Below are 22,594 nucleotides of genomic sequence, written 5' to 3' on the forward strand. Positions count from 1 at the left end.
GGGGTGCCGGCGCGAGCCGGAGGTGGACACGCGGGGCCAGGATCATCCACCACCACCCGGTGGGCCACTACCGTCGACGCATGCCTGCTCGCGCCACGTCGAACCGGGCGCCGGCGCGTGGTGCCTCCTCCCGCCCGCGGTCCGGCGGGTCCACCGCCAAGAAGCGTCCCCCGGCCAAGCGCGGCGGCTCCACCGCCGCCCGGCGGCCGGCGGCGAAGAAGAAGAGCACCCTCAGCGGGTCGCTCATGCGCGGCGCCGTCGGCGCCTGGTCGCTGCTGGCCCGCGGCGCCGGTGGGCTCGCCCGCTCGGTCGCCCGGCCGCCGGAGGCCGAGCCGCTGGCCCCGGAGCACCGCCGCGACGGCGTCGGGCTGTTCGTCCTCGGGCTGGCCATCGTGCTGGGCGCCGCCACCTGGACCGACGGCATCGGCCCGGTCGGCGCCGGCCTGGCCGACGGGGTCCGCTGGACCATCGGTGTGCTCACCGCCGTGCTGCCGGTCGTGCTGCTGCTGGTGGCCCTGCGCCTGCTGCGCCACCCACCGCAGCCGGAGATCCGCGGCCGGCTGGCGATCGGGTGGTTCTGCGTCGTCGTCGCCGTCGTGGGCGTCACCCACGTGACCGGGCCGGACCTCAGCGACACCGACCGCAGCGGCGCCGGCGGCCTGCTCGGCTGGTCGGTCGGCACGCCGCTGGTGGCCGGGGTGGGCGCCGTCGTCACTGTGCTGCTGCTGGTGCTGCTGGCGTTCTTCGGCCTGCTCGTGGTCACCGCGACCCCGGTGCACCAGGTGCCCGAGCGGCTGCGCGGCTGGGTCGACGACAAGCTCGGCCGGGACACCGACGAGTACGACGAGGACGACGACGAGTTCTACGACGACGAGCCGGCGGAGGAGCCCGCCCCGCGCACCCGGCGCGGGCGGAAGACCGCCGCCGCGGCCGTGCAGGACACCCTGGACACCGGCGTCATCGACACCGCTGCCCTGGACGGCGCCCCGGACGTGGTCGTCCACGAGCCGGCGCCGGAGGCCGTCCCGGTGCGCCGGCCGGCCGTCGTCGACCGCACCGCCCCGGCCGAGGACCTCCCGCCGATCGAGGAGCCGGAGCAGCTCCGGATCCAGCCCGTCGAGGGCACCTACACGCTCCCGTCGGTCAGCGTGCTGCGGCCGGGCACCCCGCCGCGGGCCAAGTCCAAGGCCAACGACGTCGCCATCGAGGCGATCACCGGGGTGCTCGAGCAGTTCAACATCGACGCCGCCGTCACCAGCTTCACCCGCGGTCCGACGGTCACCCGGTACGAGATCGAGCTGGGCAACGCGGTCAAGGTCGAGAAGATCACCGCGCTGACCAAGAACCTCGCCTACGCCGTCGCCAACGACAACATCCGCATCCTGGCGCCGATCCCGGGCAAGTCGATGGTCGGCGTCGAGGTGCCCAACACCGACCGCGAGACCGTCAGCCTCGGCGACGTCATGCGCTCGCAGGTGGCCAAGGCCGACCCGCACCCGATGCTGGTCGGGCTGGGCAAGGACATCGAGGGCGGCTTCGTCTGCGCGAACCTGGCGAAGATGCCGCACCTGCTGGTCGCCGGTGCCACCGGTGCCGGTAAGTCCAGCTGCATCAACTCGCTGCTGACCTCGCTGCTGCTGCGGGCCACGCCGGACCAGCTGCGGATGATCCTGATCGACCCGAAGATGGTCGAGCTCACGCCCTACGACGGCATCCCGCACCTGATCACGCCGATCATCACCGACCCCAAGAAGGCCGCCACCGCGCTCGCCTGGCTGGTCGAGGAGATGGAGCAGCGGTACCAGGACATGCGGGCCACCGGTGTCCGGCACATCGACGACTTCAACCGCAAGGTCGAGCGCGGCGAGATCACCGCCCCGCCGGGCAGCGAGCGGGTCTACCAGCCCTACCCGTACATCCTCACGATCGTCGACGAGCTCGCCGACCTGATGATGGTCGCCCCGCGCGACGTCGAGGAGTCGATCGTCCGGATCACCCAGAAGGCGCGCGCCGCCGGGATCCACCTGGTGCTCGCGACGCAGCGTCCCTCGGTCGACGTCGTCACCGGCCTGATCAAGGCCAACGTGCCCTCGCGGCTGGCCTTCTCCACCTCCAGCCTCACCGACAGCCGGGTCATCCTGGACCAGCCGGGTGCGGAGAAGCTCATCGGCATGGGTGACGCGCTGTTCCTGCCCATCGGCGCGGGCAAGCCGATGCGCGTCCAGGGCGCCTACGTCTCCGACACCGAGATCGAGGCGGTCGTCGAGTTCACCAAGCGGCAGGCCGAGCCCGAGTACCGGGAAGAGGTCTTCACCGCCGCGGCCGGTGAGAAGAAGGAGATCGACGAGGACATCGGCAGCGACCTCGAGCTGCTGGTGCAGGCCGTGGAGCTGGTGGTGACCAGCCAGTTCGGCTCGACCTCGATGCTCCAGCGCAAGCTGCGGGTCGGCTTCGCCAAGGCCGGCCGGCTGATGGACCTGATGGAGAGCCGCGGCATCGTCGGGCCGTCGGAGGGCTCCAAGGCGCGCGACGTGCTCATCAAGCCCGACGAGCTGGAGAGCGTGATGTTCACGCTGCGCGGCGGAGGCGAGTAGCCCGTCCCGGGCAACGTCACTGCGGCCGGGGGCCGGGCCGGCCGGGCGGCGCCTACGATGGGCCGGTGCCAGCCCTGCCCCGCTCCGCCCCGTCCGCCCTCGTTCCCGAGGGCGGTCCGGTCCAGGACGGGCAGCCCGCCGCGCCGCGCCGCGTCGCCGTGGTCACCCTGGGCTGCGCGCGCAACGAGGTCGACTCCGAGGAGCTCGCCGGCCGGCTGGCCGGCGAGGGCTACCAGCTGGTCGAGGACGCCGACGACGCCGACGCCGTGCTGGTCAACACCTGCGGCTTCATCGAGAGCGCCAAGAAGGACTCGCTGGACGCGATCCTGGAGGCCACCGACTCCGGCGCCGAGGTGATCGCGGTGGGGTGCATGGCCGAGCGGTACGGCAACGAGCTGGCCGGGGCCCTGCCCGAGGCGACGGTCCTGGGCTTCGACGACTACTCCGCGATCGGCGACCGGCTCGACGACGTGCTCTCCGGCCGCCCGCTGGTGCCGCACTCGCCGCGCGACCGGCGCACGCTGCTGCCGATCAGCCCGGCCGAGCGCACCGCGGCGGTGACCGCCGGTCGCACCGGCGACGGCGCGGCGCCGGCGCTCCCCGGCCACGACTGGCTGCGCCGGCGACGGCTGGCCAGCGGCCCCTCCGCGGCGCTGAAGATCGCCTCCGGCTGCGACCGGCGCTGCGCCTTCTGCGCGATCCCGACCTTCCGCGGTGCGTTCGTCTCGCGCCCGGCGGCCGAGGTGCTGGGCGAGGCCCAGTGGCTGGCCGCGGAGGGCGTCACCGAGATCGTCCTGGTCAGCGAGAACTCCACCTCCTACGGCAAGGACACCGGCGACCTGCGCTCGCTGGAGAAGCTGCTGCCGCAGCTGGCGGCGGTGCCCGGGATCGCGCGGGTCCGGGTCGCCTACCTGCAGCCGGCCGAGCTACGCCCGGGGCTGCTGGAGGTCATCGCCGGCACGCCCGGGGTCGCGCCCTACTTCGACCTGTCCTTCCAGCACTCCTCACCGACGCTGCTGCGCCGCATGCGCCGCTTCGGCGGCACCGAGGACTTCCTCGCGGTGCTGGCGCGGGCCCGGTCCCTCGCCCCGGAGGCGGGTTTCCGCACCAACGTCATCCTCGGCTTCCCCGGGGAGACCGAGGATGACGTCGCCGAGCTGGAGCGCTTCCTGGTCGAGGGCCGGCTGGACGCCGTCGGCGTCTTCGGCTACTCCGACGAGGAGGGCACCGAGGGCGAGCGGCTGGACGGGAAGCTGGACCAGGCCGAGATCGATGCCCGCGTCCGGCGGATCACCGACCTGGTCGAGGAGCTCACCGCCCAGCGGGCGGAGGCCCGCATCGGGTCGACGGTCGAGGTGCTGTTGACCGACGACCTCTCCGCGGAGGAGGGCGCCGGCGTCTGGGCCGGCCACGCCGCCCACCAGGACCCGGACGCCGACGGCACGACGACCCTCTCCGGGGTGCCGGCCGGCGCCGTCGCCGGGCAGCTGGTGCGCGCCGAGGTGGTCGACACCGAGGGCGTCGACCTGATCGCCGTGGCCGTGGTGCCGGCGCTCACCGCGGCCGGGGCCTGAGCTCGTGAGCGCGGCGGTGCCCGAGGGGGCGGCCGACCCGGCCGCCACACCGCCGCAGTCCACGCGGCTGGTGAACCTGCCCAACGCGCTGACCGTGCTGCGGCTGCTCATGGTGCCGCTGCTGGCCCTGCTGCTGCTCACCGACGGCGGCATGGACGACGACCGCCGGATCTGGGCCACGGTCTTCTTCGTGCTGGCGATCATCACCGACTGGTACGACGGCATGATCGCCCGCCGCACCAACCAGGTCACCGAGTTCGGCAAGCTCGCCGACCCGATCGCGGACAAGGCGCTGACCGGCACGGCCCTGCTGGGGCTGTCCATCCTGGGGTTGCTGCCCTGGTGGGTGACGGTGGTGATCCTGTTCCGCGAGCTCGGGGTCACCGTGCTGCGCTTCTGGGTCATCCGGCACGGGGTCATGGCGGCCAGCCGTGGCGGCAAGGCCAAGACGGTGCTGCAGTCGCTGGCGATCGGGCTGTACATGCTGCCGCTGTCCGGGGTGCTGGCGTCGGCCCGCTGGTGGGTGATGGCGGCGGCGCTGGTGCTCACCGTGATCACCGGGATCGACTACGTCTACCGGGCGCTGACCCTGCGCCGCACCAGTGCCCGGGCGATGCGCGAGGCGGCCGATCGGCGCACCGGCGGCGACCCCGGTCGCCGGGACACCGCGGCGTGACCGGTCGGCCCGCCGCCGACGAGGCCTCCCGACCGGAGGCCTCCCGACCGGAGGCCGCCCGGCTGCACGCCGCCCTGCTGGCCCGCGGTGAGACCGTCGCGGCCGCCGAGTCGCTGACCGCCGGGCTGTTCTGCGCCACCCTCGCCGGCGTCCCGGGGGCGAGCAGCACGCTGCGCGGCGGCGCCGTCGTCTACGCCACCGACCTGAAGACGACGCTGGCCGGAGTGCCCGCCGACCTGCTGGCCGCCGCCGGCCCGGTCAGCGAGCCCACCGCGGCCGCACTCGCCGAGGGCATCCGGGAGCGCTGCACGGCCACCTGGGGCGTGGGGCTGACCGGCGTGGCCGGCCCCGACCCGGTCGACGGCCAGGGCCCCGGCCGGGTCTACCTGGGGATCAGCGACGGCGAGCGGACCGAGGTGCACCAGCTCGACCTGCCGGGCGACCGGGCGGCGGTGCGGGCGGGCGCCGTCGAGGCGGCGATGCAGTGGCTGCTGGCCCGCCTGACCCCCGGGAAGCCGGACCGTGGTCGGGGCGTTACGCCAGGAGCGGACGAGGCCCGGCCGGGCGCGTGAGGACGGGCCGGTCCGCGTACCGTGGGCGCACGGCGTCCCCCCGGCCCCGGCCGGTCGACGCCGCAGCTGCTCGTTGCGACTGCTCGAGATGAGTGGACAGGAGACGGCCATGACGCTGCTGCGCACCCAGCTCGGCACCACCCTGCGGGGACACCGCATGCGGCAGCGGCGCACGCTGCGCGACGTGTCCGGCGCTGCCCGGGTGAGCCTGGGGTACCTCTCGGAGGTCGAGCGCGGGCAGAAGGAGGCCTCCTCGGAGCTGCTGGCCTCCATCTGCGATGCCCTGGACGTCGAGCTGGCCGACCTGCTCGCCGAGGTGAGCCTGGAGATGCGACTGGCCGAGCCCGGCCGGCGCACGGTCCGTCCGGTGGCCCTCCCGGTCCCCGGGGCCGGCGCCGAGGAGGCCGCCGGGGACGAGGCCGCGCAGCCGACCGAGCAGGCGGTGACCGCTGCCGAGGCCCCGGTCGCCGAGCCCGCCCTCGCCCTGGTGGGCGGTGGTCCGGCCCGCGCCGCCCGGGCCTCCGACGCGGTCTCCCTCGCCGCCTGAGGAAGGACCCGCTGCCCCCACGCTTCGCCAGCTCAGCGAGGGTCCCTGCAGCGCGGCCGTCGTGCCCTGGACCAGCGTGGCCCGGACCGTCCAGCAGGCGCCACCGGCCGTCGGGCGGTGCGACACGAACACCGCTCGACGTCCACATCCTTGACCCAGTGCGACTGGGAGGGCACAAAGTGTCCATGTCTTCCCCGGGATCCCGTTCTCCGCAGTCGCCGTCCGCCGCGCCACCGGCGCCCACCGCCGGTCGCGGCGGCGCGGCCACCGTGCTGGAGGCCGACGCTGCCGAGGCCGCGGCAGCCGAGGCGGCCGTCTCCGGCGGGCAGCACCTGACCACCCCGGTCCCGGTCGGTGCGGGCCGGATCCAGCCGCCCGTCCCCGGGCACCACCTGACCGCGCCGGTGCCCTCGCTCGCCGTCGCCGTCCCGGCGCCCCGCCCGACGGCGCCGGCCGCCGTCCGCGACCCGCGCCGCGCGCCGATCCGCACCGGCTCCGCGATGAGCCGCACCCGCCGGGGCCTGCTCAACGGCGCCCGGACCGCCTTCGCCGAGCGCGGGGTGCGCAAGGCCACCATGCAGCACGTCGCGGCGGCCGCCGGCGTGGCCAAGGCGACGCTGTACAACCACTTCCGCACCAAGGACGACGTCGCCCAGGCGCTGATCGCCTTCGAGCTCGACCGGCTGGCCGCGCTGGCCGGGGAGCTGCCCCTCACCGTCGCCGTCCCGGCGCTGGCCGAGGAGGTCGGTGCGCACCCCGTGCTGCGCCGGCTGGCGGAGACCGAGCCCGAGACGCTGGTGCAGATGATGGCGCTGGACGCCGCTCGCTGGGCCGACGTGGTGCTCACCCTCGCCTCGGCGCTGCGGATCTCCCGGCCGGAGGCCGAGCTGGTCTGCCGGTGGCTGCTCGGCCTGGTGCTGCAGCCGGGGACGCCGGCCGAGCGGGCCGCGCAGGCCGCGGTCGTCACCGGGCAGATCCTGGGCTGACCCGCCACTCCGCCCGCCCCGTCGCCCCCGCCCGGGTGGGCCGCTCGGTGCGCGCCGGCGTGGGATGGTGACGCCAGGACGACGGCGTCCCGCCCGGCACCGGCCGTTCCGCCGTCCGCACACCCCCTGGAGCACCTGATGCGGTACCTCTTCCGCCCACCGGCCACCGAGGCTGCCGGGCTGCTGACCCTGCCCTGGGACCAGCCGCTGGCGGAGTGGGACGAGAGCCTGCTGCTCGAGGTGCCGCAGCGGGGCATCTCCCGGCACGTGGTGCGCTTCACCGTGGCCGAGGGGCGGGTGTACGCGCTGAAGGAGATCGCCGAGCCGCTGGCCCGCCACGAGTACGCGCTGCTGACCGAGTTCGAGAACGAGGGCCTGCCCTCGGTCTCGGTGCTCGGGATCTGCGTCGACCGGCCGGACGACCAGGAGGCGGTGCTGGTCACCCGGTACCTCGAGTACTCGATGTCCTACCGCTACCTGTTCTCCGGTCCACGCGCGGCGGACTCGGCGGGGCGGCTGCTGGACACCCTGGTGCAGCTGCTGGTCCGCCTGCACCTGGCCGGCGTCTACTGGGGTGACTGCTCGCTGTCGAACACCCTGTTCCGCCTGGACGCCGGCGCGTACACCGCCTACCTGGTCGACGCCGAGACCGCCGAGCGGCACCCCCAGCTGTCCCGGGGCCTGCGGACCTACGACGTCGAGCTGGCCCGGGAGCGGGTCGGTGCGGAGCTGATGGACCTGCAGGCCGGGGAGCTGCTGCCCGAGGAGATCGACCCGCTCGAGGTCGCCAACAGCCTGCCGGGCCGGTACGAGGCGCTGTGGGACGAGGTGACCCGGGAGGAGGTCTTCCGGCTCGACGAGTCCGCCATCCGGGTCGCCGAGCGGCTGGCCCGGCTCAACGACCTCGGCTTCGACGTCGGTGAGATCGAGCTGGTGACCTCCGCGGAGGGTGCCCGGCTGCGGGTGGAGACCCGGGTCGCCGAGCCGGGGGAGAACCGTCGCGAGATGGTCCGGCTGACCGGCCTGGAGGTGCAGGAGAACCAGGCCCGGCGCCTGCTCAACGACGTCCGCTCCTACCGCGCGTACCTCGAGCAGCGGGCCGGCGGCCCGGTGCCGGAGACCGTCGCCGGCCACCGCTGGCTGGCGGAGGTCTACCAGCCGGTGGTCGACGCGATCCCCGAGGAGCTGACCGGCCGGCTGGCACCGGCGGAGGTGTTCCACGAGGTGCTGGAGCACCGCTGGTTCCTGTCCGAGCAGGCCGGGTTCGACGTCGGCACCTGGACGGCGGTGCGCTCCTACGTCCAGCACGAGCTGCCCCGGCTGCCGGCGGTGCTCACCACGCCGTCGGTCATGGCGCACCGTTCCGCCGTCGGGACCGAGATGGTCACCGGGGGATCTCCGTCCGTTTGACAGCCTCTGTGACCTGGGCCACCCTCCGAGATCCACGGCGATCATCGGATCGCCCCGGCGTCAACGGAGGCGGTGGACGGTGCGCGACGTTCGCAGGGTCGGGGTCGACGGAGAGCGGGCGGGGCCGGGACGGGCGGCGCACCGTGGGCGGGTGAAGCGCGGGCTGGGCGGCGCCGCGGCGGCGGTGGTGCTGGGCTCGGGACTGGTCGCCTGCGGCGGCGGTGGGGGCGGCGAGAGCACGCTGACCTGGTACACCAACCCGGACTCCGGGGGTCAGGCGGAGATCGCGGCCCGGTGCACCGAGGCGGCCGGGGGCCGCTACCGGATCGAGACCGCGCAGCTGCCGCGGGAGGCCTCCCAGCAGCGGGAGCAGCTGATCCGGCGGCTGGCGGCCAACGACTCCTCCATCGACATCATGAGCCTCGACCCACCGTTCATCCCCGAGTTCGCCGAGGCGGGTTTCCTCGCACCGGTCCCCGAGGACGTCGCCGGGCGGGTCACCGAGGACGTGGTGGACAGCGCCGTCGAGGGCTCCACCTGGAACGACGAACTGGTCGCCGTCCCGTTCTGGGCGAACACCCAGATCCTCTGGTACCGGGAGTCGGTCGCCGAGGCCGCCGGGCTGGACATGAGCCAACCGGTCACCTGGGAGCAGATCGTCACCGCCGCGCAGGAGCAGGGCGTCCAGGTGGGCGTCCAGGGCATCCGGGCGGAGGCGCTCACCGTCTGGTTCAACGCCCTCATCGAGTCCGCGGGCGGCTCGATCATCGCGGAGAACTCCACCGACCCGTCGGAGATCGTGCTCGGCCTGGACTCCGAGGCCGGGGTCCGGGCCACCGAGGTGATGCAGATGATCGCCACCAGCGGGACGACGGGGCCGGCGCTGTCGACGGCCAACGAGGACTCCACCGCCACCGCCTTCGAGGGGCCCGAGGGCGGGTTCAACGTGAACTACCCGTTCCTGTGGCCGCGGGCGCTGGGCGCCGTCGAGTCCGGGACGATGGACCCCTCGGTGCCCGAGGACTACGGCTGGACGCTCTACCCGCGGGTCGACGAGGACACCCCGAGTGCCCCGCCGTACGGCGGCATCAACCTCGGGGTCGGCGCCTTCAGCGAGAACCCGGAGCTGGCCTACGAGGCCACCGAGTGCATCACCTCGACGGAGAACCAGGCGTACTACTTCGTCACCAACGGCAACCCGGCATCGGACACGGCCGTCTACGACGACCCGGCGGTGCTGGAGGAGTTCCCGATGGCGCCCACCATCCGCGACTCGCTGGAGCAGGCGGCGCCGCGGCCGCAGACGCCGTACTACAGCGAGGTCTCCGGCGGGATCCAGCGCGTCTACCACCCGCCGTCGGAGGTCGACCCCCAGGAGACCCCGGAGGCGGCCACCGAGCTGATCAACGCGGTCCTGCGGAAGGAGGAGCTGCTGTGAGCACCACGACGCTCCCCCCGGCGAAGAAGACCGCCCCGGTCTCCGCGCCGGAGGGGAAGACGAGCGACCGCACCCGCAGCGAGCGGCGGTTGGGCTGGATGCTGGCCGGGCCGGCGCTGGTGGTCATGCTGCTGGTCACCGCCTACCCGATCGCGCAGGCCTTCTACGACTCGCTGTTCGACTTCCGGCTCACCGACCCGGACAACCGGTCGTTCACCGGGTTCTCCAACTACGCCGTCATCCTCAGCGACTGGCTGTGGTGGCGGGCCATCCTGGTCACCCTGTTCATCACGGTGGTCACCGTCGCCGTCGAGCTGGTGCTCGGGTTCGCCCTGGCGCTGGTGATGGCCAAGGCGCTGAGCACCATCCGTCCGGTGCTCCGGGCGGCGATCCTCATCCCGTACGCGGTGATCACCGTCGTCTCGGCGTTCGCCTGGCAGTTCGCCTTCGACATCCAGACCGGGTTCGTCAACAGCTGGTTCAGCTGGATCCCCGGGATCGGTGGCGACACCGACTGGTTCGGCGGCACCTGGAGCTCGCTGTTCGTCATCTGCCTGGCCGAGATCTGGAAGACCACGCCGTTCATCTCGCTCCTGCTGCTGGCCGGCCTGGCCCAGGTGCCCGAGGTGCTCCAGGAGGCGGCCAAGGTCGACGGGGCGAGCTGGTGGCAGCGGATGCGCAAGGTCACCCTGCCCAACATGAAGGCCGCGATCATGGTTGCGCTGCTGTTCCGCACCCTGGACGCGTTCCGGGTCTTCGACAGCATCTTCATCATGACCGGCGGCGCGAACGCCACCGAGTCGGTGTCGTTCCTGGCCTACCGGCAGACCATCTCGCGGCTGGAGATCGGCCTCGGGTCGGCGGTCTCGGTGCTGCTGTTCCTCGCGGTGGTGTTCATCGCGTTCAGCTTCATCAAGGGGTTCAAGGTCGACCTGTCGCAGACGAGGGGGGACAGCTGATGTCCACGAAGGAACGCACCTGGTGGATCGTCGCCGGCGTCGCCATCGTCCTGTACTGCCTGGCCCCGATCGCCTGGATCGTGTCGCTGTCGTTCAAGGCGCCCAGTGATCTGGCCAACGGGTCGTTCCTGCCCAGCAGCCCGACGGCGGAGAACTACTCGCTGATCCTCACCGGCGGGGCGAGCGACCTGTTCCTCCCGGCGCTGCGCAACTCGTTCGGCATCTGCCTGATCGCGACGTTCATCTCCTGCATCCTGTCGATGTTCGCCGCCTACGCGATCGCCCGGCTGGACTTCCCGGGCAAGAAGTTCATCCTCGGCACGGCGCTGGCGGTGGCGATCTTCCCGGTCATCTCCATCGTCACGCCGCTGTTCAACCTGTGGCGGAACATCGGCCTCTACGACACCTGGCCGGGGCTGATCATCCCGTACCTGTCGCTGACCCTGCCGATCTCCATCTGGACCATGTCGGCGTTCTTCCGGGAGATCCCCTGGGAGATGGAGCAGGCCGCCCAGGTCGACGGCGCGACGACCTGGCAGGCGTTCCGCAAGGTGATCGTCCCGCTGGCCGCACCCGGGGTCTTCACCACGGCGATCATCGCCTTCTTCATCGCCTGGAACGACTTCATCTACGGCATCTCGCTGACCTCCACCGAGGCCGCCCGGCCGGTGCCGGCGGCGCTGGGCCTGTTCTCCGGTGCCTCGCAGTTCGAGGACCCGACCGGCGCGATCGCCGCCGCGGCGGTGATCGTCACCATCCCGGTCGTCGTCCTGGTGCTGCTGTTCCAGCGGCGCATCGTCGCCGGGCTCACCAACGGCGCCGTCAAGGGCTGATCCCGCCGACCAGCGCGCCCACCCACCGAACTGCACGTACGCCCAGAAGGGGACGGATACCGATGGCCTCCATCGAGATGAACCAGATCGTCAAGAAGTACGGCGACGGTTTCCCGGCGGTGAACGACGTCAGCCTGGACATCGCCGACGGTGAGTTCATGATCCTGGTCGGGCCCTCCGGCTGCGGGAAGTCGACGCTGCTGCGGATGATCGTCGGGCTGGAGGACATCACCAGCGGCGACATGGTCATCGGCGGCAAGCGGGTCAACGACCTGGCGCCGCGCGAGCGCAACCTGTCCATGGTCTTCCAGAACTACGCCCTCTACCCGCACCTCACGGTCTTCGAGAACATCGCGTTCCCGCTGCGGCTGTCGAAGGTCGACGACGCCGAGGTGCAGCGCCGGGTCAACGAGGCCGCCGACGTCCTGGAGCTGCACGAGCACCTGGAGCGCAAGCCCGCCAACCTCTCCGGTGGTCAGCGCCAGCGGGTGGCGATGGGCCGGGCGATCGTGCGCCAGGCGGAGGCGTTCCTCTTCGACGAGCCGCTGTCCAACCTCGACGCCAAGCTCCGTGGCCAGATGCGCACCGAGATCAGCCGGCTGCAGCGCCGGCTGGGCATCACCACGGTCTACGTCACCCACGACCAGACCGAGGCGATGACCCTGGGCGACCGGGTGTGCGTCCTGCGCAAGGGCAAGATCCAGCAGGTCGCGTCCCCGCGGGAGCTCTACGAGCAGCCGATCAACCTCTTCGTCGCCGGGTTCATCGGTTCCCCGCCGATGAACTTCCTGCCCGCCCGGCTGCAGGGCCGGACGCTGACGACGCCGTTCGGGAACATCGAGCTCGACGAGCGTCGCGCCGCCGCCGTGGCCGGGCGCGACGTCCTGCTGGTGGGCATCCGGCCGGAGTACTTCGAGGACGCGTCGCTGGTCGACGAGGCCAAGCGGCCGCTGGGCTCGGTCTTCAGCGCCCGGGTCGACGTCACCGAGTGGCTGGGCGACTCGCAGTTCGCCTACATCCCCTACGAGGCGCCCGAGGAGATCCGCGCCCAGCTGCGCGACCTCTCCCGGGAGCTGGACGCCGAGGAGCTGCGCACCCAGGCGATCGTCTCCATCGACGCGACCAGCCGGATCCGGGAGGGGCGCGACGCCGAGTTCTGGCTGGACAGCCGCAAGGTGCACGTCTTCGACCCGGTGTCGGGGGACAACCTCACCCGGGACGCCGAGGCCGGCGCCGAGCTGACCCGGCTGGCCGCCCAGGACCGCGAGGAGCAGGTCGCCGACGCCCAGGGATCGATCAGCGAGCGCAGCGCCGGAGCCGCCTGACGCCGCACCCGGGCAGCCGGTTCCCCGGGTGGGGACCGGTTGCCCGGGTGCGGCATGCTGCCCCCGCAGCGTTTGTCCGGGCCCGGTGGTGTGCACCGGTGTCCTGACGGACCTCGGTCGACCCAGGAGGCAGCTTTGGACATCACCGCGACCGACGAGTGGGGTGCGCTCGCCGCCCACCACGGCACCATCGAGGGCACGACCCTGCGGCAGTTGTTCGCCGACGACCCCGGTCGGGGCCACCGCCTCACCGGCACGGCCGGCGACCTGCACGTCGACTGGTCCAAGCACCGGGTCACCGAGGAGACGGTGCGGTTGCTGGTCGCACTGGCCGAGCGGGCCGGGCTGCCCGAGCGCATCGAGGCGATGTTCCGCGGCGAGCACATCAACGCCACCGAGGACCGCGCCGTCCTGCACGTGGCGCTGCGCGCGCCGGCCGACCAGGAGCTGGTGGTCGACGGCCAGGACGTGACCGCCGACGTGCACCAGGTGCTGGCGAAGATGCGCGGCTTCGCCGACCGGGTGCGGTCGGGGGAGTGGACCGGGCACACCGGCGAGCGGATCCGCGCGGTGGTCAACATCGGCATCGGTGGCTCCGACCTCGGCCCGGCGATGGCCTACACGGCGCTGCAGGACTACAGCGACCGCGGCCTCACCGCCCGGTTCGTGTCCAACATCGACCCGACCGACTTCGCCGAGAAGACCCACGACCTGGACCCGGCGACCACGCTGTTCGTGGTCTGCTCCAAGACCTTCACCACCCTGGAGACGCTGACCAACGCGAAGGTCGCCCGGGCCTGGCTGCTCGCCTCCGGTGCCGACGAGTCCGCGGTGGCACGGCACTTCGTCGCCGTCTCCACCAACGCCGACGCCGTCGCCGAGTTCGGCATCGACACCGACAACATGTTCGGGTTCTGGGACTGGGTGGGCGGGCGGTACTCCTTCACCTCCGCCGTCGGCCTGTCGCTGATGGTCGCGATCGGGCCGGACGCCTACGACGAGATGCTCGCCGGCTTCCACGCCGTCGACGAGCACTTCCGCCGTACGCCGCTGGCGGAGAACCTGCCGGTGCTGCAGGGCCTGCTCAACGTCTGGTACACGAACTTCTTCGGCGCCCAGACCCACGCCGTGCTGCCCTACAGCCAGTACCTGTCCCGGCTGCCGGCCTACCTGCAGCAGCTGACCATGGAGAGCAACGGCAAGTCGGTGCGGTGGGACGGCGAACCGGTCACCACCGCCACCGGCGAGGTCTACTGGGGCGAGCCGGGCACCAACGGCCAGCACGCCTTCCACCAGCTGCTGCACCAGGGCACGTCGCTGATCCCCGCGGACTTCATCGGGTTCGGCGAGCCCAACCACGACATCGAGGACATGCACGACCTGCTGATGGCGAACATGTTCGCGCAGAGCGCCGTGCTCGCCTTCGGCCGCACCGCGGAGGAGGTCGCCGCCGACGGCACCGCCGCCGACGTCGTCCCGCACAAGGTGATGCCGGGCAACCGGCCGTCGACGACGATCCTGGCGCCGAAGCTGACCCCTGCGACGCTCGGCCAGCTGGTGGCCTTCTACGAGCACACCGTCTTCACCGAGGGCGTCATCTGGCAGATCGACTCCTTCGACCAGTGGGGCGTGGAGCTCGGGAAGGTGATGGCCCGCCAGCTCGCCCCCGCGCTGACCAGCGAGGATGCTCCGGAGATCGACCAGGACGACTCGACGGTGGCGCTGGTCGAGCACTACCGGAGGCTGCGCGGCCGCCCGGTTCGATGACCCCGCCCGGGGCAGTGATCAGGTGACCTGATCACTGCCGGTCCCCCCGCACCAGCATCGGTGCGGTGGGACCGCTCTCGATCAGGGAACCTGATCCAACTCGAGCCAGGACGACGCCCGACGGCCTGCGGTGGCTGACCTCCGCGACCGACTGGGACGATGATCGATGACGACGTCGCCCGTGCCGCGCCATCCGCCTCCCGGCGGACCGGCGCGCCGGACAGGAGGAGCCATGCCCAACCCGTTCGTGAAGCTGTGGAAGTACCTGACGGCGTCGGCCAACCAGCAGATCGACCAGCGTGCGGACCCCAAGGTCCAGATCTCGCAGGCCATCGAGTCCGAGCAGCAGCGGCACCAGGCGCTGGCCAACCAGGCCGCGGCGGTGCTGGGCAACCAGCGCCAGCTGGAGATGCGGCTGAACCGGCAGCTGAGCGAGGTCGAGCAGATGCAGGCCTCCGCCCGGCAGGCGCTCGTCCTGGCCGACCAGACCCGCGCTGCCGGTGACACGGCGAAGGCCGCCGAGTACGAGCAGGCGGCGCAGGCGTTCGCCACCCAGCTGGTCAGCGCCGAGCAGGCGATGGAGGACCTCAAGCGCAGCCACGACGAGGCGCTGCAGGCCGCCGAGCAGGCCAAGGGCGCGGTGGAGACGAGCCGGATGCGGCTGCAGACCACCCTCGCCGAGCGCACCAAGCTGCTGTCCCAGCTGGAGCAGGCGAAGATGCAGGAGCGGGTGTCGGACTCGCTGCGCCAGGTCAACGAGCTCTCCGCGCCGGGCAACACCCCCAGCCTGGGCGAGGTCCGCGACAAGATCGAGAGCCGCTACGCCAACGCCCTGGGGCAGGCGGAGCTGGCGCAGAACTCCGTCGAGGGGCGGATGCTCGACGTGCAGAAGGCGACCCTGGACGTCGCCGGCTCCTCCCGGCTCGCCGAGATCCGCGCCTCGATGGGCGGGCAGCAGGCGGTGGGCGCCGGCGGTCAGCAGGCCGTCACCGGCGGCCAGTCGGCCGCGGCCATCGAGCAGGGCACCGACGCCGTGCCCGACGTCGAGCAGCAGCCGGCCGCGCAGCCGGTGGAGCGACCCGAGCAGGCCTGACCTCAGGCACGACACCGGCCCGGTGCCGGACGACGTCCGGCACCGGGCGGTGTCGTGTTCGCACCCGGACGGGTCCCGGTGCGGCAGGATGGGCGGGACCGAGTGACCGGGATCGTGGGGGCGACCATGGGCACACTGGACCGCGGCCCCTGGGGGGACGCCGGACGGCGCGACCTGAGGACTGAGTTCATCGGCGAGCAGTCGAGCGTGGGCGACGCCGTGGGGCCGGATCTGGCGGTCGCCCGACTGATCCGGTGGCTGGGGCGGCGGCGCGCTGCCCGCAGGAGGCGTCCCGGCCAGGAGCGTCCCAGGAGTTAGCGGCCGGCCAGCGTCGGCGGGTGGTCGCGCTCGCCGGTGCGGGCGGCCGGGTCGATCGCGCTGCGCGGGGCCTGGCAGCGGGGGCACCACCAGGTCACCCTCTCCTGGGTGTCGGGCCCCTGGTCACCGAGCAGGATGGTCGTGCCGCAGCGCCGGCACGGCCGGCCCTTGCGCCCGAACACCCAGTGGTCCGCACCGCGCCGGGTGCTGCCGGTGGTGCTCTGCTCGGGGTGGTGCTTGTTCGCCTGCATCAGCGTGCGGGCCCGGGTGACCAGCCCGGCCAGGTCCGGGACGTCGGCCACCCGTGTCCAGGGGTGCACGCCGAGCAGGAACAGCGACTCGACCTTGTAGAGGTTGCCGATGCCGGCCAGGTTGCGCTGGTCGACCAGGGCGACGCCGATCTGCTCGTCGGGGTGGCTGCGCAGGCGGCGCAGCGCCTCGTCGAGGTCCCAGTCGGGACCGAGGACGTCGGGGCCCAGGTGCCCGACCAGCTCGTCCTCCCGCGCGGTCGGGACCAGCGCCAGGTCGTGCAGCCGGTAGCCGACGCACTCCCACTCGTCGGTGGCCAGCACCGCCCGGACGGCGAACGCGGGGCCGCCCTGCCACCGCGTGCCGGGGCGGTGGACGTGCCAGCTGCCGTCCATCCGGTAGTGGCTGCGCAGCGTCCGGCCGTCGGCGAGGCGGATGAGCATGTGCTTCCCGCGCGGCACGACCTCGGTGACGGTGGCCCCGGTGAGGTCGACGGCGGCGAGCTGCGGCACCCGCAGCTCGCCGCGGCGCAGCGTGGCCCCGGCCAGCGCGGTGTTCATCCGCTGGCTGGCCAGCCAGACGGTGTCTCCTTCGGGCACCCGCCCATGATCCCTTGCGCCGCAGCGCTGCGCCGGTCCGTGCGGGATCCGCCGGGGCCTCCCCGCGCGCCGGTCCTGGCCGGCAGGAGCCGGTCGCCCCGCCGCTGCCTCCGGAGCGGGTGCCCGGCCGACGGGTCGGTGGCTCCCTCGCCGGGGTGACCCTGCTGTGAGTGGGCCGACAGCGTGGAAGAGCCTGGGCTTCCTCGGCGCTGGGCATCCTCGTGGAGCTCACCTCGCGACTGCGGCACCTGCCCGACCGGCTGACCGGCACCAGCAGTGCCCGGGGGGCGGCGCACGAGCCGGTCACCGTGACGGTCGCCCGGGTGGTGCGCCCCGAGCAGCACGAGGCGTTCGAGCGGTGGGCGGCCGACGTGCAGGAGCTGGTCGCCACCTTCCCGGGGCACCTGGGTTCCTCGCTGTTGCGGCCGGGACCGGCCAGCGACGAGTACCACCTGGTCTACCGGTTCGCCGACGACGAGTCGCTCGCCGCCTGGGAGCGCTCGCCGCAACGCCGGGCCGCGCTCGACCGGGTGCACCGGCTGGTCGACGACGAGCGGGTGGCCCGCGCGGTCGGGCTCGAGACGTTCTTCGCGGTGCCCCCGCAGCCGGGCCCGGTGTGGCGCAGCTGGCTGCTGACCGTCGCGGTGGTGCTGCTGTTCACCACCAGCTTCCAGCTGCTCGCCGTGCCGTTCGTCGGTGAGTGGCCGTGGCCGCTGCGCCTGCTGCTGTCGGCGGTCTACGTGGTGACGGCGCTGCGCCTGCTCATGCCGCGGCTGAGCCGGTGGCTCGGCCCGTGGCTGCAGGGCTCCCGCCGCCGCTGACCCGGCCCGCCCCGACCGATCTCGCGTCGGACGGCTCCCTGCCGTTCAGCGCCTCACCCGCGCAGCCCCTCACCCGCGCAGCCGGAGGCCACGCGGCGTGGCGGCGAAACCGGCCGCCTGCAGCGCCGCGGTCAGCGCGGTCGCCTCGTGCACCGACGCGCCATCGGCCTTCTGCACCGTCATCCGGCCCAGCGCCCCGGAGGCGACGGCACCGGACAGCGCGGTGGCCGCCTCCTTGAGCACCGTCTCGTCCTCGGTCCAGGACAGCAGGGTCTTGCCGCCGCGTTCTACGTAGAGCACCAGCTCGCCGTCGACGAGCACCACCAGCGCACCGGCCTTGCGGCCCGCGCGGTGTCCGGGGCTCTTCCTGGTGCCGGTGCCGGTGCCGGTGCCGGTGCCTTCGCCGAGGTCGACCGCCGCCCCGTCGGCGGAGGCGACGGGGCGCTCGGGCCAGGGCAGGGCCGCGCCGTAGACGTTGGCCGGGTCGGTCGCGGCCAGCACCACCGGCCCGGCCGGGACGCGGTCGGGGCTGGCGAAGCCGCGCAGCCGGTCGACCGAGCCCGAGGTGCCGAACTGCGCGGCGCCGAGCGTCTCGACGAAGTAGCCCCGCCGGGCCCGGCCGTTCTCCTCGAACGCCCGCAGCACCGGGTAGACCGCGGAGAAGCCACCGGTCACCTGCTCGGCCTGCACCGCGCCGCGGGTGAGCACCCCGTGCCGCTCCAGCAGCGCCTCCGCCCGGGCCGTGGTCCGCTTGGTCGCGTTCGTCTCCAGCTCCGGTAGCGCCGACCACCGCCCGGCCATCGCCGGCGGGCCGGTGCGGCTGGGCAGCGCGGGGCGGCCCAGCCGGGTGCGCCCGTGACGGGTGCGGTCGAGCCGGGCTCGCGGTGCGGCCGGCGCCCGCCGGTGGGTGCCGCCACCGGCCAGCCGGGCGCGCAGCGGGGCGAGGGTGTCGTTGGTCAGCGCCCCGTTCCACACGAGGTCCCACACGACGTCGGAGAACGCCTGGTCGTCGGTGGACCCGACCCGGTCCGACAGCGACCGGAAGAACAGCGCCTGCCCGCCGGCGAGCTCCTCGACCACCTGCTGGGCCACCCCGCCCTCGACCTGCGCGCCGCCGGGTGGCTCGGGCAGAAGCAGTGGGGCGAGGTCGGCCGGCACCAGGGTGACCCACCCGTCGCCACCGGAGAGCCCACCCGCGCCGGCCCACAGCACCTCACCGGCGCTGGTCAGCTCGTCGAGCATCGCGGGGGAGTAGTCGCGCACCCGGGAGGGCAGCACCAGCGACTCCAGCGCGGACGCCGGCACCAGCGCCCCGGCCAGCTGCTCGACCACCGCCAGGACGCCGTCGACCCCGCGCATCCGGCTGCCCACCGACTGCCAGGAGGGCGTGAACCGGGCCAGGGTGTCGATGGGGACCGGCTCCACCTCCTGGCGCAGCTTGGCCAGCGACCGCCGCCGGATCGAGCGCAGCACCTCCGCGTCGCACCACTCCTGGCCGACGCCGCCGGGCCGGAACTCGCCGGTGACCAGCCGCCCGGTGCCCACCAGACGCTGCAGCGTCGCGGTGACGACGGCGACGCCCAGGCCCAGCCGGGTGGCGACGTCGGCCGGCACGAACGGCCCGTGCGTGCGGGCGTAGCGACCGACGAGGTCACCGAGCGGGTCGGCCACCGGCTCGGTGAACGCCTCGGGCACCCCGACCGGCAGGGCGGTGCCCAGCGCGTCGCGCAGCCGCCCGGCGTCCTCGATGGCGACGTGCCGCTCCTCGCCGGCGATGCGCACGACGATCGCCCGCCGGGAGGCGACGAGTTCGGTGAGCCACTCGGCCGGCACCCCGCGGGGCGCGGCCTCGGCGACGGTCAGGTCGCCGAGCCCGCGGAGGAGGTCGCTGGCGCCGTCGACGTCCCGGGGGTGCCGCTCGGCCGGCAGCCGCTGCAGCTCGGCCTCGACCTCGGCCATCGCGTCGGTGTCCAGCAGCTCGCGCAGCTCCGACCGGCCCAGCAGCTCGGCCAGCAGGCCGGTGTCCAGGGCGAGTGCCTGCGCGCGGCGCTCGGCGAGCGGTGCATCGCCCTCGTAGATGAACTGCCCCACGTAGCCGAACAGCAGCGACTGGGCGAAGGGCGAGGCGGTCTGGGTCTGCACGTCGACGACCCGCACCCGGCGGGAGCGCACGTCGCGCATCAGCTCGACCAGCCCGGGCACGTCGTAGACGTCCTGGAGCACCTCCCGGACCGCCTCGAGGGTGATCGGGAACGACGAGAACTCGCTGGCCACCGAGAGCAGCTGGGCCGCCCGCTGCCGCTGCTGCCACAGCGGGGTGCGCCGGCGCGGGTCGCGGCGGGGGAGCAGCAGCGCCCGGGCGGCGCACTCGCGGAACCGGCTGGCGAACAGCGCGGAGTTGCCGACCTCGCCGGTGACCTCGCGTTCGACGTCGTCCGGGTCGAGCACGGCCAGGTCGGCCTCGGGCGCCTCGCCGGTGGTGTCGGGCAACCGGAGCACGATGCCGTCGTCGGAGTGCATCGACGCGACGTCGACGCCGTACCGCTCGCGCAGCCGGGCGGCCAGCACCAGCGCCCAGGGCGCGTTGACCTGCGCCCCGAAGGGGGAGTGCACGACCAGCCGCCAGTCGCCGAGCTCGTCGCGGAACCGCTCGACCAGCAGGGTGCGGTCGTCGGGCAGGTGGCCGGTGGCCTGCTTCTGCTCGGCCAGGTAGGCGAAGAGGTTGGCCGCGCCCCACTCGTCGAGGCCGGCGGCCCGGGCCCGCGCGGTGCCGGCCTCCGGGGTCGCCGAGCCCACCTCGCGCAGGAACGCGCCGAGGGCGCGCCCGAGCTCCAGCGGCCGGCCGAGGGTGTCGCCGTGCCAGAACGGCATCTTCCCGGGCAGGCCCGGGGCGGGGCTGACCAGCACCCGGTCGTGGGTGATCTCCTCGATCCGCCAGGACGACGAGCCGAGCAGGAAGACGTCGCCCACCCGGGACTCGTAGACCATCTCCTCGTCGAGCTCACCGACCCGGCGGCCACCGCCCTCGCCGGCGCCGGACACCAGGAAGACGCCGAACAGGCCGCGGTCGGGGATGGTGCCGCCGCTGGTGACCGCCAGCCGCTGGGCGCCGGCGCGGGCGGTGAGGGTGTCGGTGACCCGGTCCCAGGTCAGCCGCGGGCGCAGCTCGGCGAAGGCGTCGGAGGGGTAGCGGCCGGCGAGCATGTCCAGCACCGCGTGCAGCGCGGAGTCGGGCAGCGAGGCGAACGCGGCCGAGCGGCGCAGCACGGCGGCGACCTCGTCGACCGTGCGCGGCCGCTCGGAGACCATCGCGACGATCTGCTGGGCCAGCACGTCGAGCGGGTTGCGCAGGTACCGGGTCGACTCGATGGCGCCGGCCCGCATCCGCTCGGCGACGACGGCGCTCTGCACCAGGTCGCCGCGGAACTTCGGGAAGATCACGCCCTCGCTGACCGCACCGACCTGGTGGCCGGCCCGCCCCACCCGCTGCAGCCCGGCAGCCACGTTCGGCGGCGACTCGACCTGGATGACCAGGTCGACCGCGCCCATGTCGATGCCCAGCTCCAGGGAGGAGGTGGCGACGACGGCGGGCAGCTGCCCGGACTTGAGCGCCTCCTCGACCACCGCGCGCTGCTCCCGGGAGACCGAGCCGTGGTGTGCCGACGCCACCGGCTTGACCTCCGGGGGCAGCCCGCCGCCGGAACCCGCCTGGGCCATCAGCTCGGCCGGGTTCGCGCCGTGCGGGAGCGGCTCCCCGGTCGCCCGCTCGTGGGCCAGCTCGTTGAGCCGGCTGGTCAGCCGCTCGGCCAGCCGGCGCGAGTTGGCGAACACGATGGTGCTGCGGTGGGTCTCGATCAGGTCGAGCACCCGTTCCTCGACCGCCGGCCAGATCGACGTCCGCGGCTGGTTGCCCGCCGCGGAGCCCTCCAGCTCCCCGGTGGGCTGCCCCAGCTGGCTCATGTCCTCGACCGGGACGACGACCGACAGGTCCCACTGCTTGGTCGACGGCGGGGCCACCACCTGCACCGGGCGCCCACCGGCGAGGAAGGTCGACACCTCCTCGATCGGCCGCACCGTCGCCGACAGCCCGATCCGCTGGGCCGGCTGCTCCAGCAGCTCGTCGAGCCGGTCGAGGGAGACGGCCAGGTGGGCGCCGCGCTTGCTGCCGCAGACGGCGTGCACCTCGTCCAGGATCACCGTCTCGACACCGCGCAGCGCCTCCCGCGCCTGGCTGGTCAGGAGCAGGAACAGCGACTCGGGGGTGGTGATCAGGATGTCCGGCGGACGGCGGGCGAAGGTGCGCCGCTCGTCGGCCGGGGTGTCACCGGAGCGGATGCCGACGCTGATCTCCGGTCGTTCCTGACCCAGCCGGGCGGCGGCCTGGCCGATCCCGGTCAGCGGTGCGCGCAGGTTGCGCTCGACGTCGACGGCCAGCGCCTTGAGCGGGGACACGTACAGCACCCGGCAGCGGGCCAGCGGGTCCTCCGGCGGGGGCGTGGCGGCCAGCCGGTCCAGCGACCAGAGGAAGGCCGCCAGCGTCTTGCCCGACCCGGTCGGGGCGACGACCAGTGCGTGCTCGCCGCTGCTGATCGCCGTCCAGGCGCCCTCCTGGGCTGCCGTGGGCTGCTCGAACGCGCCGGTGAACCACGCCTGGGTGGGCGGGGAGAACCGCTCGAGGGCCGACACGCCTCCAGTCTCCCCGCGGGTACGACAGTTCGCCCTCCTCCCGGCGGGACGGGGGGTGTCAGCCCGGTCGCCGGACCTCGATCAGCTGCCGGCGCGAGTGGCAGGCGAAGCTCCCGTCCGCGCCGCGGGGGCGTGGGGGGGGGGGCC

At 73.7% G+C, this 22,594-nt stretch carries 16 protein-coding genes; 14 read left to right on the forward strand and 2 right to left on the reverse strand.

The window, feature by feature from the left end:
- The first annotated feature begins 80 nt into the window (after positions 1-80).
- The 13 genes from ACI79U_RS18120 (at position 81) to ACI79U_RS18180 (ending at position 15,774) form a co-directional block, all read left to right on the forward strand.
- The gene (locus tag ACI79U_RS18120) at positions 81-2,594 is read left to right on the forward strand and encodes a DNA translocase FtsK (protein WP_457071238.1); all 2,514 of its coding nucleotides are present in this window, start codon (positions 81-83) and stop codon (positions 2,592-2,594) included.
- A gap of 65 nt (positions 2,595-2,659) precedes the next feature.
- Positions 2,660-4,168, forward strand: a complete 1,509-nt coding sequence (gene rimO, locus ACI79U_RS18125) for a 30S ribosomal protein S12 methylthiotransferase RimO (protein ID WP_457071236.1) — start codon at positions 2,660-2,662, stop codon at positions 4,166-4,168.
- Positions 4,169-4,172: 4 nt separating this feature from the next.
- Positions 4,173-4,844: a CDP-diacylglycerol--glycerol-3-phosphate 3-phosphatidyltransferase gene (gene pgsA / locus ACI79U_RS18130; protein WP_457071234.1), complete on the forward strand. Its 672-nt coding sequence runs from the start codon at positions 4,173-4,175 to the stop codon at positions 4,842-4,844.
- Complete coding sequence (locus ACI79U_RS18135; protein WP_457071232.1) at positions 4,841-5,416, forward strand: CinA family protein; 576 nt, start codon at positions 4,841-4,843, stop codon at positions 5,414-5,416. The genes pgsA and ACI79U_RS18135 overlap by 4 nt, the downstream gene beginning before the upstream one ends.
- 109 nt (positions 5,417-5,525) lie before the next feature.
- Complete coding sequence (locus ACI79U_RS18140; protein ID WP_457071230.1) at positions 5,526-5,963, forward strand: helix-turn-helix domain-containing protein; 438 nt, start codon at positions 5,526-5,528, stop codon at positions 5,961-5,963.
- Positions 5,964-6,148: 185 nt separating this feature from the next.
- A complete protein-coding gene (locus ACI79U_RS18145) occupies positions 6,149-6,949 on the forward strand; it encodes a TetR/AcrR family transcriptional regulator (RefSeq protein WP_457071228.1) in 801 nt (266 codons plus the stop codon).
- A 138-nt stretch (positions 6,950-7,087) separates the two neighbouring features.
- Positions 7,088-8,359, forward strand: a complete 1,272-nt coding sequence (locus ACI79U_RS18150; RefSeq protein ID WP_457071226.1) for a DUF4032 domain-containing protein — start codon at positions 7,088-7,090, stop codon at positions 8,357-8,359.
- A gap of 151 nt (positions 8,360-8,510) precedes the next feature.
- Positions 8,511-9,797, forward strand: a complete 1,287-nt coding sequence (locus ACI79U_RS18155) for an extracellular solute-binding protein (protein ID WP_457071224.1) — start codon at positions 8,511-8,513, stop codon at positions 9,795-9,797.
- Positions 9,794-10,756 (forward strand): carbohydrate ABC transporter permease, encoded by a 963-nt coding sequence (locus ACI79U_RS18160; protein WP_457071222.1) that lies wholly within the window; start codon positions 9,794-9,796, stop codon positions 10,754-10,756. The genes ACI79U_RS18155 and ACI79U_RS18160 overlap by 4 nt, the downstream gene beginning before the upstream one ends.
- Positions 10,756-11,589, forward strand: coding sequence for a carbohydrate ABC transporter permease (locus ACI79U_RS18165; RefSeq protein WP_457071220.1), 834 nt, complete (start codon positions 10,756-10,758; stop codon positions 11,587-11,589). Before ACI79U_RS18160 ends, ACI79U_RS18165 begins: the two co-directional genes overlap by 1 nt.
- 62 nt (positions 11,590-11,651) lie before the next feature.
- Positions 11,652-12,914: an ABC transporter ATP-binding protein gene (locus ACI79U_RS18170; protein WP_457071218.1), complete on the forward strand. Its 1,263-nt coding sequence runs from the start codon at positions 11,652-11,654 to the stop codon at positions 12,912-12,914.
- A 135-nt stretch (positions 12,915-13,049) separates the two neighbouring features.
- On the forward strand, positions 13,050-14,681 hold the full coding sequence (pgi, locus tag ACI79U_RS18175) for a glucose-6-phosphate isomerase (RefSeq protein ID WP_457071216.1): 1,632 nt from the start codon (positions 13,050-13,052) through the stop codon (positions 14,679-14,681).
- Between the two features lie 232 nt (positions 14,682-14,913).
- Positions 14,914-15,774 carry a PspA/IM30 family protein gene (locus ACI79U_RS18180; RefSeq protein WP_457071214.1) on the forward strand — a complete coding sequence of 287 codons (861 nt, stop codon included), beginning with the start codon at positions 14,914-14,916 and terminating at the stop codon, positions 15,772-15,774.
- 314 nt (positions 15,775-16,088) lie between these two features.
- Here the strand turns inward: ACI79U_RS18180 and ACI79U_RS18185 are convergent, their stop codons facing one another.
- The gene (locus tag ACI79U_RS18185; protein WP_457071212.1) at positions 16,089-16,940 is read right to left on the reverse strand and encodes a DNA-formamidopyrimidine glycosylase family protein; all 852 of its coding nucleotides are present in this window, start codon (positions 16,938-16,940) and stop codon (positions 16,089-16,091) included.
- 170 nt (positions 16,941-17,110) lie between these two features.
- Between ACI79U_RS18185 and ACI79U_RS18190 the strand changes: the two genes are divergently transcribed.
- On the forward strand, positions 17,111-17,761 hold the full coding sequence (locus tag ACI79U_RS18190) for an antibiotic biosynthesis monooxygenase (RefSeq protein WP_457071210.1): 651 nt from the start codon (positions 17,111-17,113) through the stop codon (positions 17,759-17,761).
- Positions 17,762-17,830: 69 nt separating this feature from the next.
- On the opposite strand, the gene ACI79U_RS18195 is transcribed toward ACI79U_RS18190, so the two are convergent.
- A complete protein-coding gene (locus ACI79U_RS18195) occupies positions 17,831-22,447 on the reverse strand; it encodes an ATP-dependent helicase (protein ID WP_457071208.1) in 4,617 nt (1,538 codons plus the stop codon).
- Between the last annotated feature and the right edge of the window lie 147 nt (positions 22,448-22,594).

Source organism: Modestobacter sp. SYSU DS0904 (genome assembly GCF_054051115.1).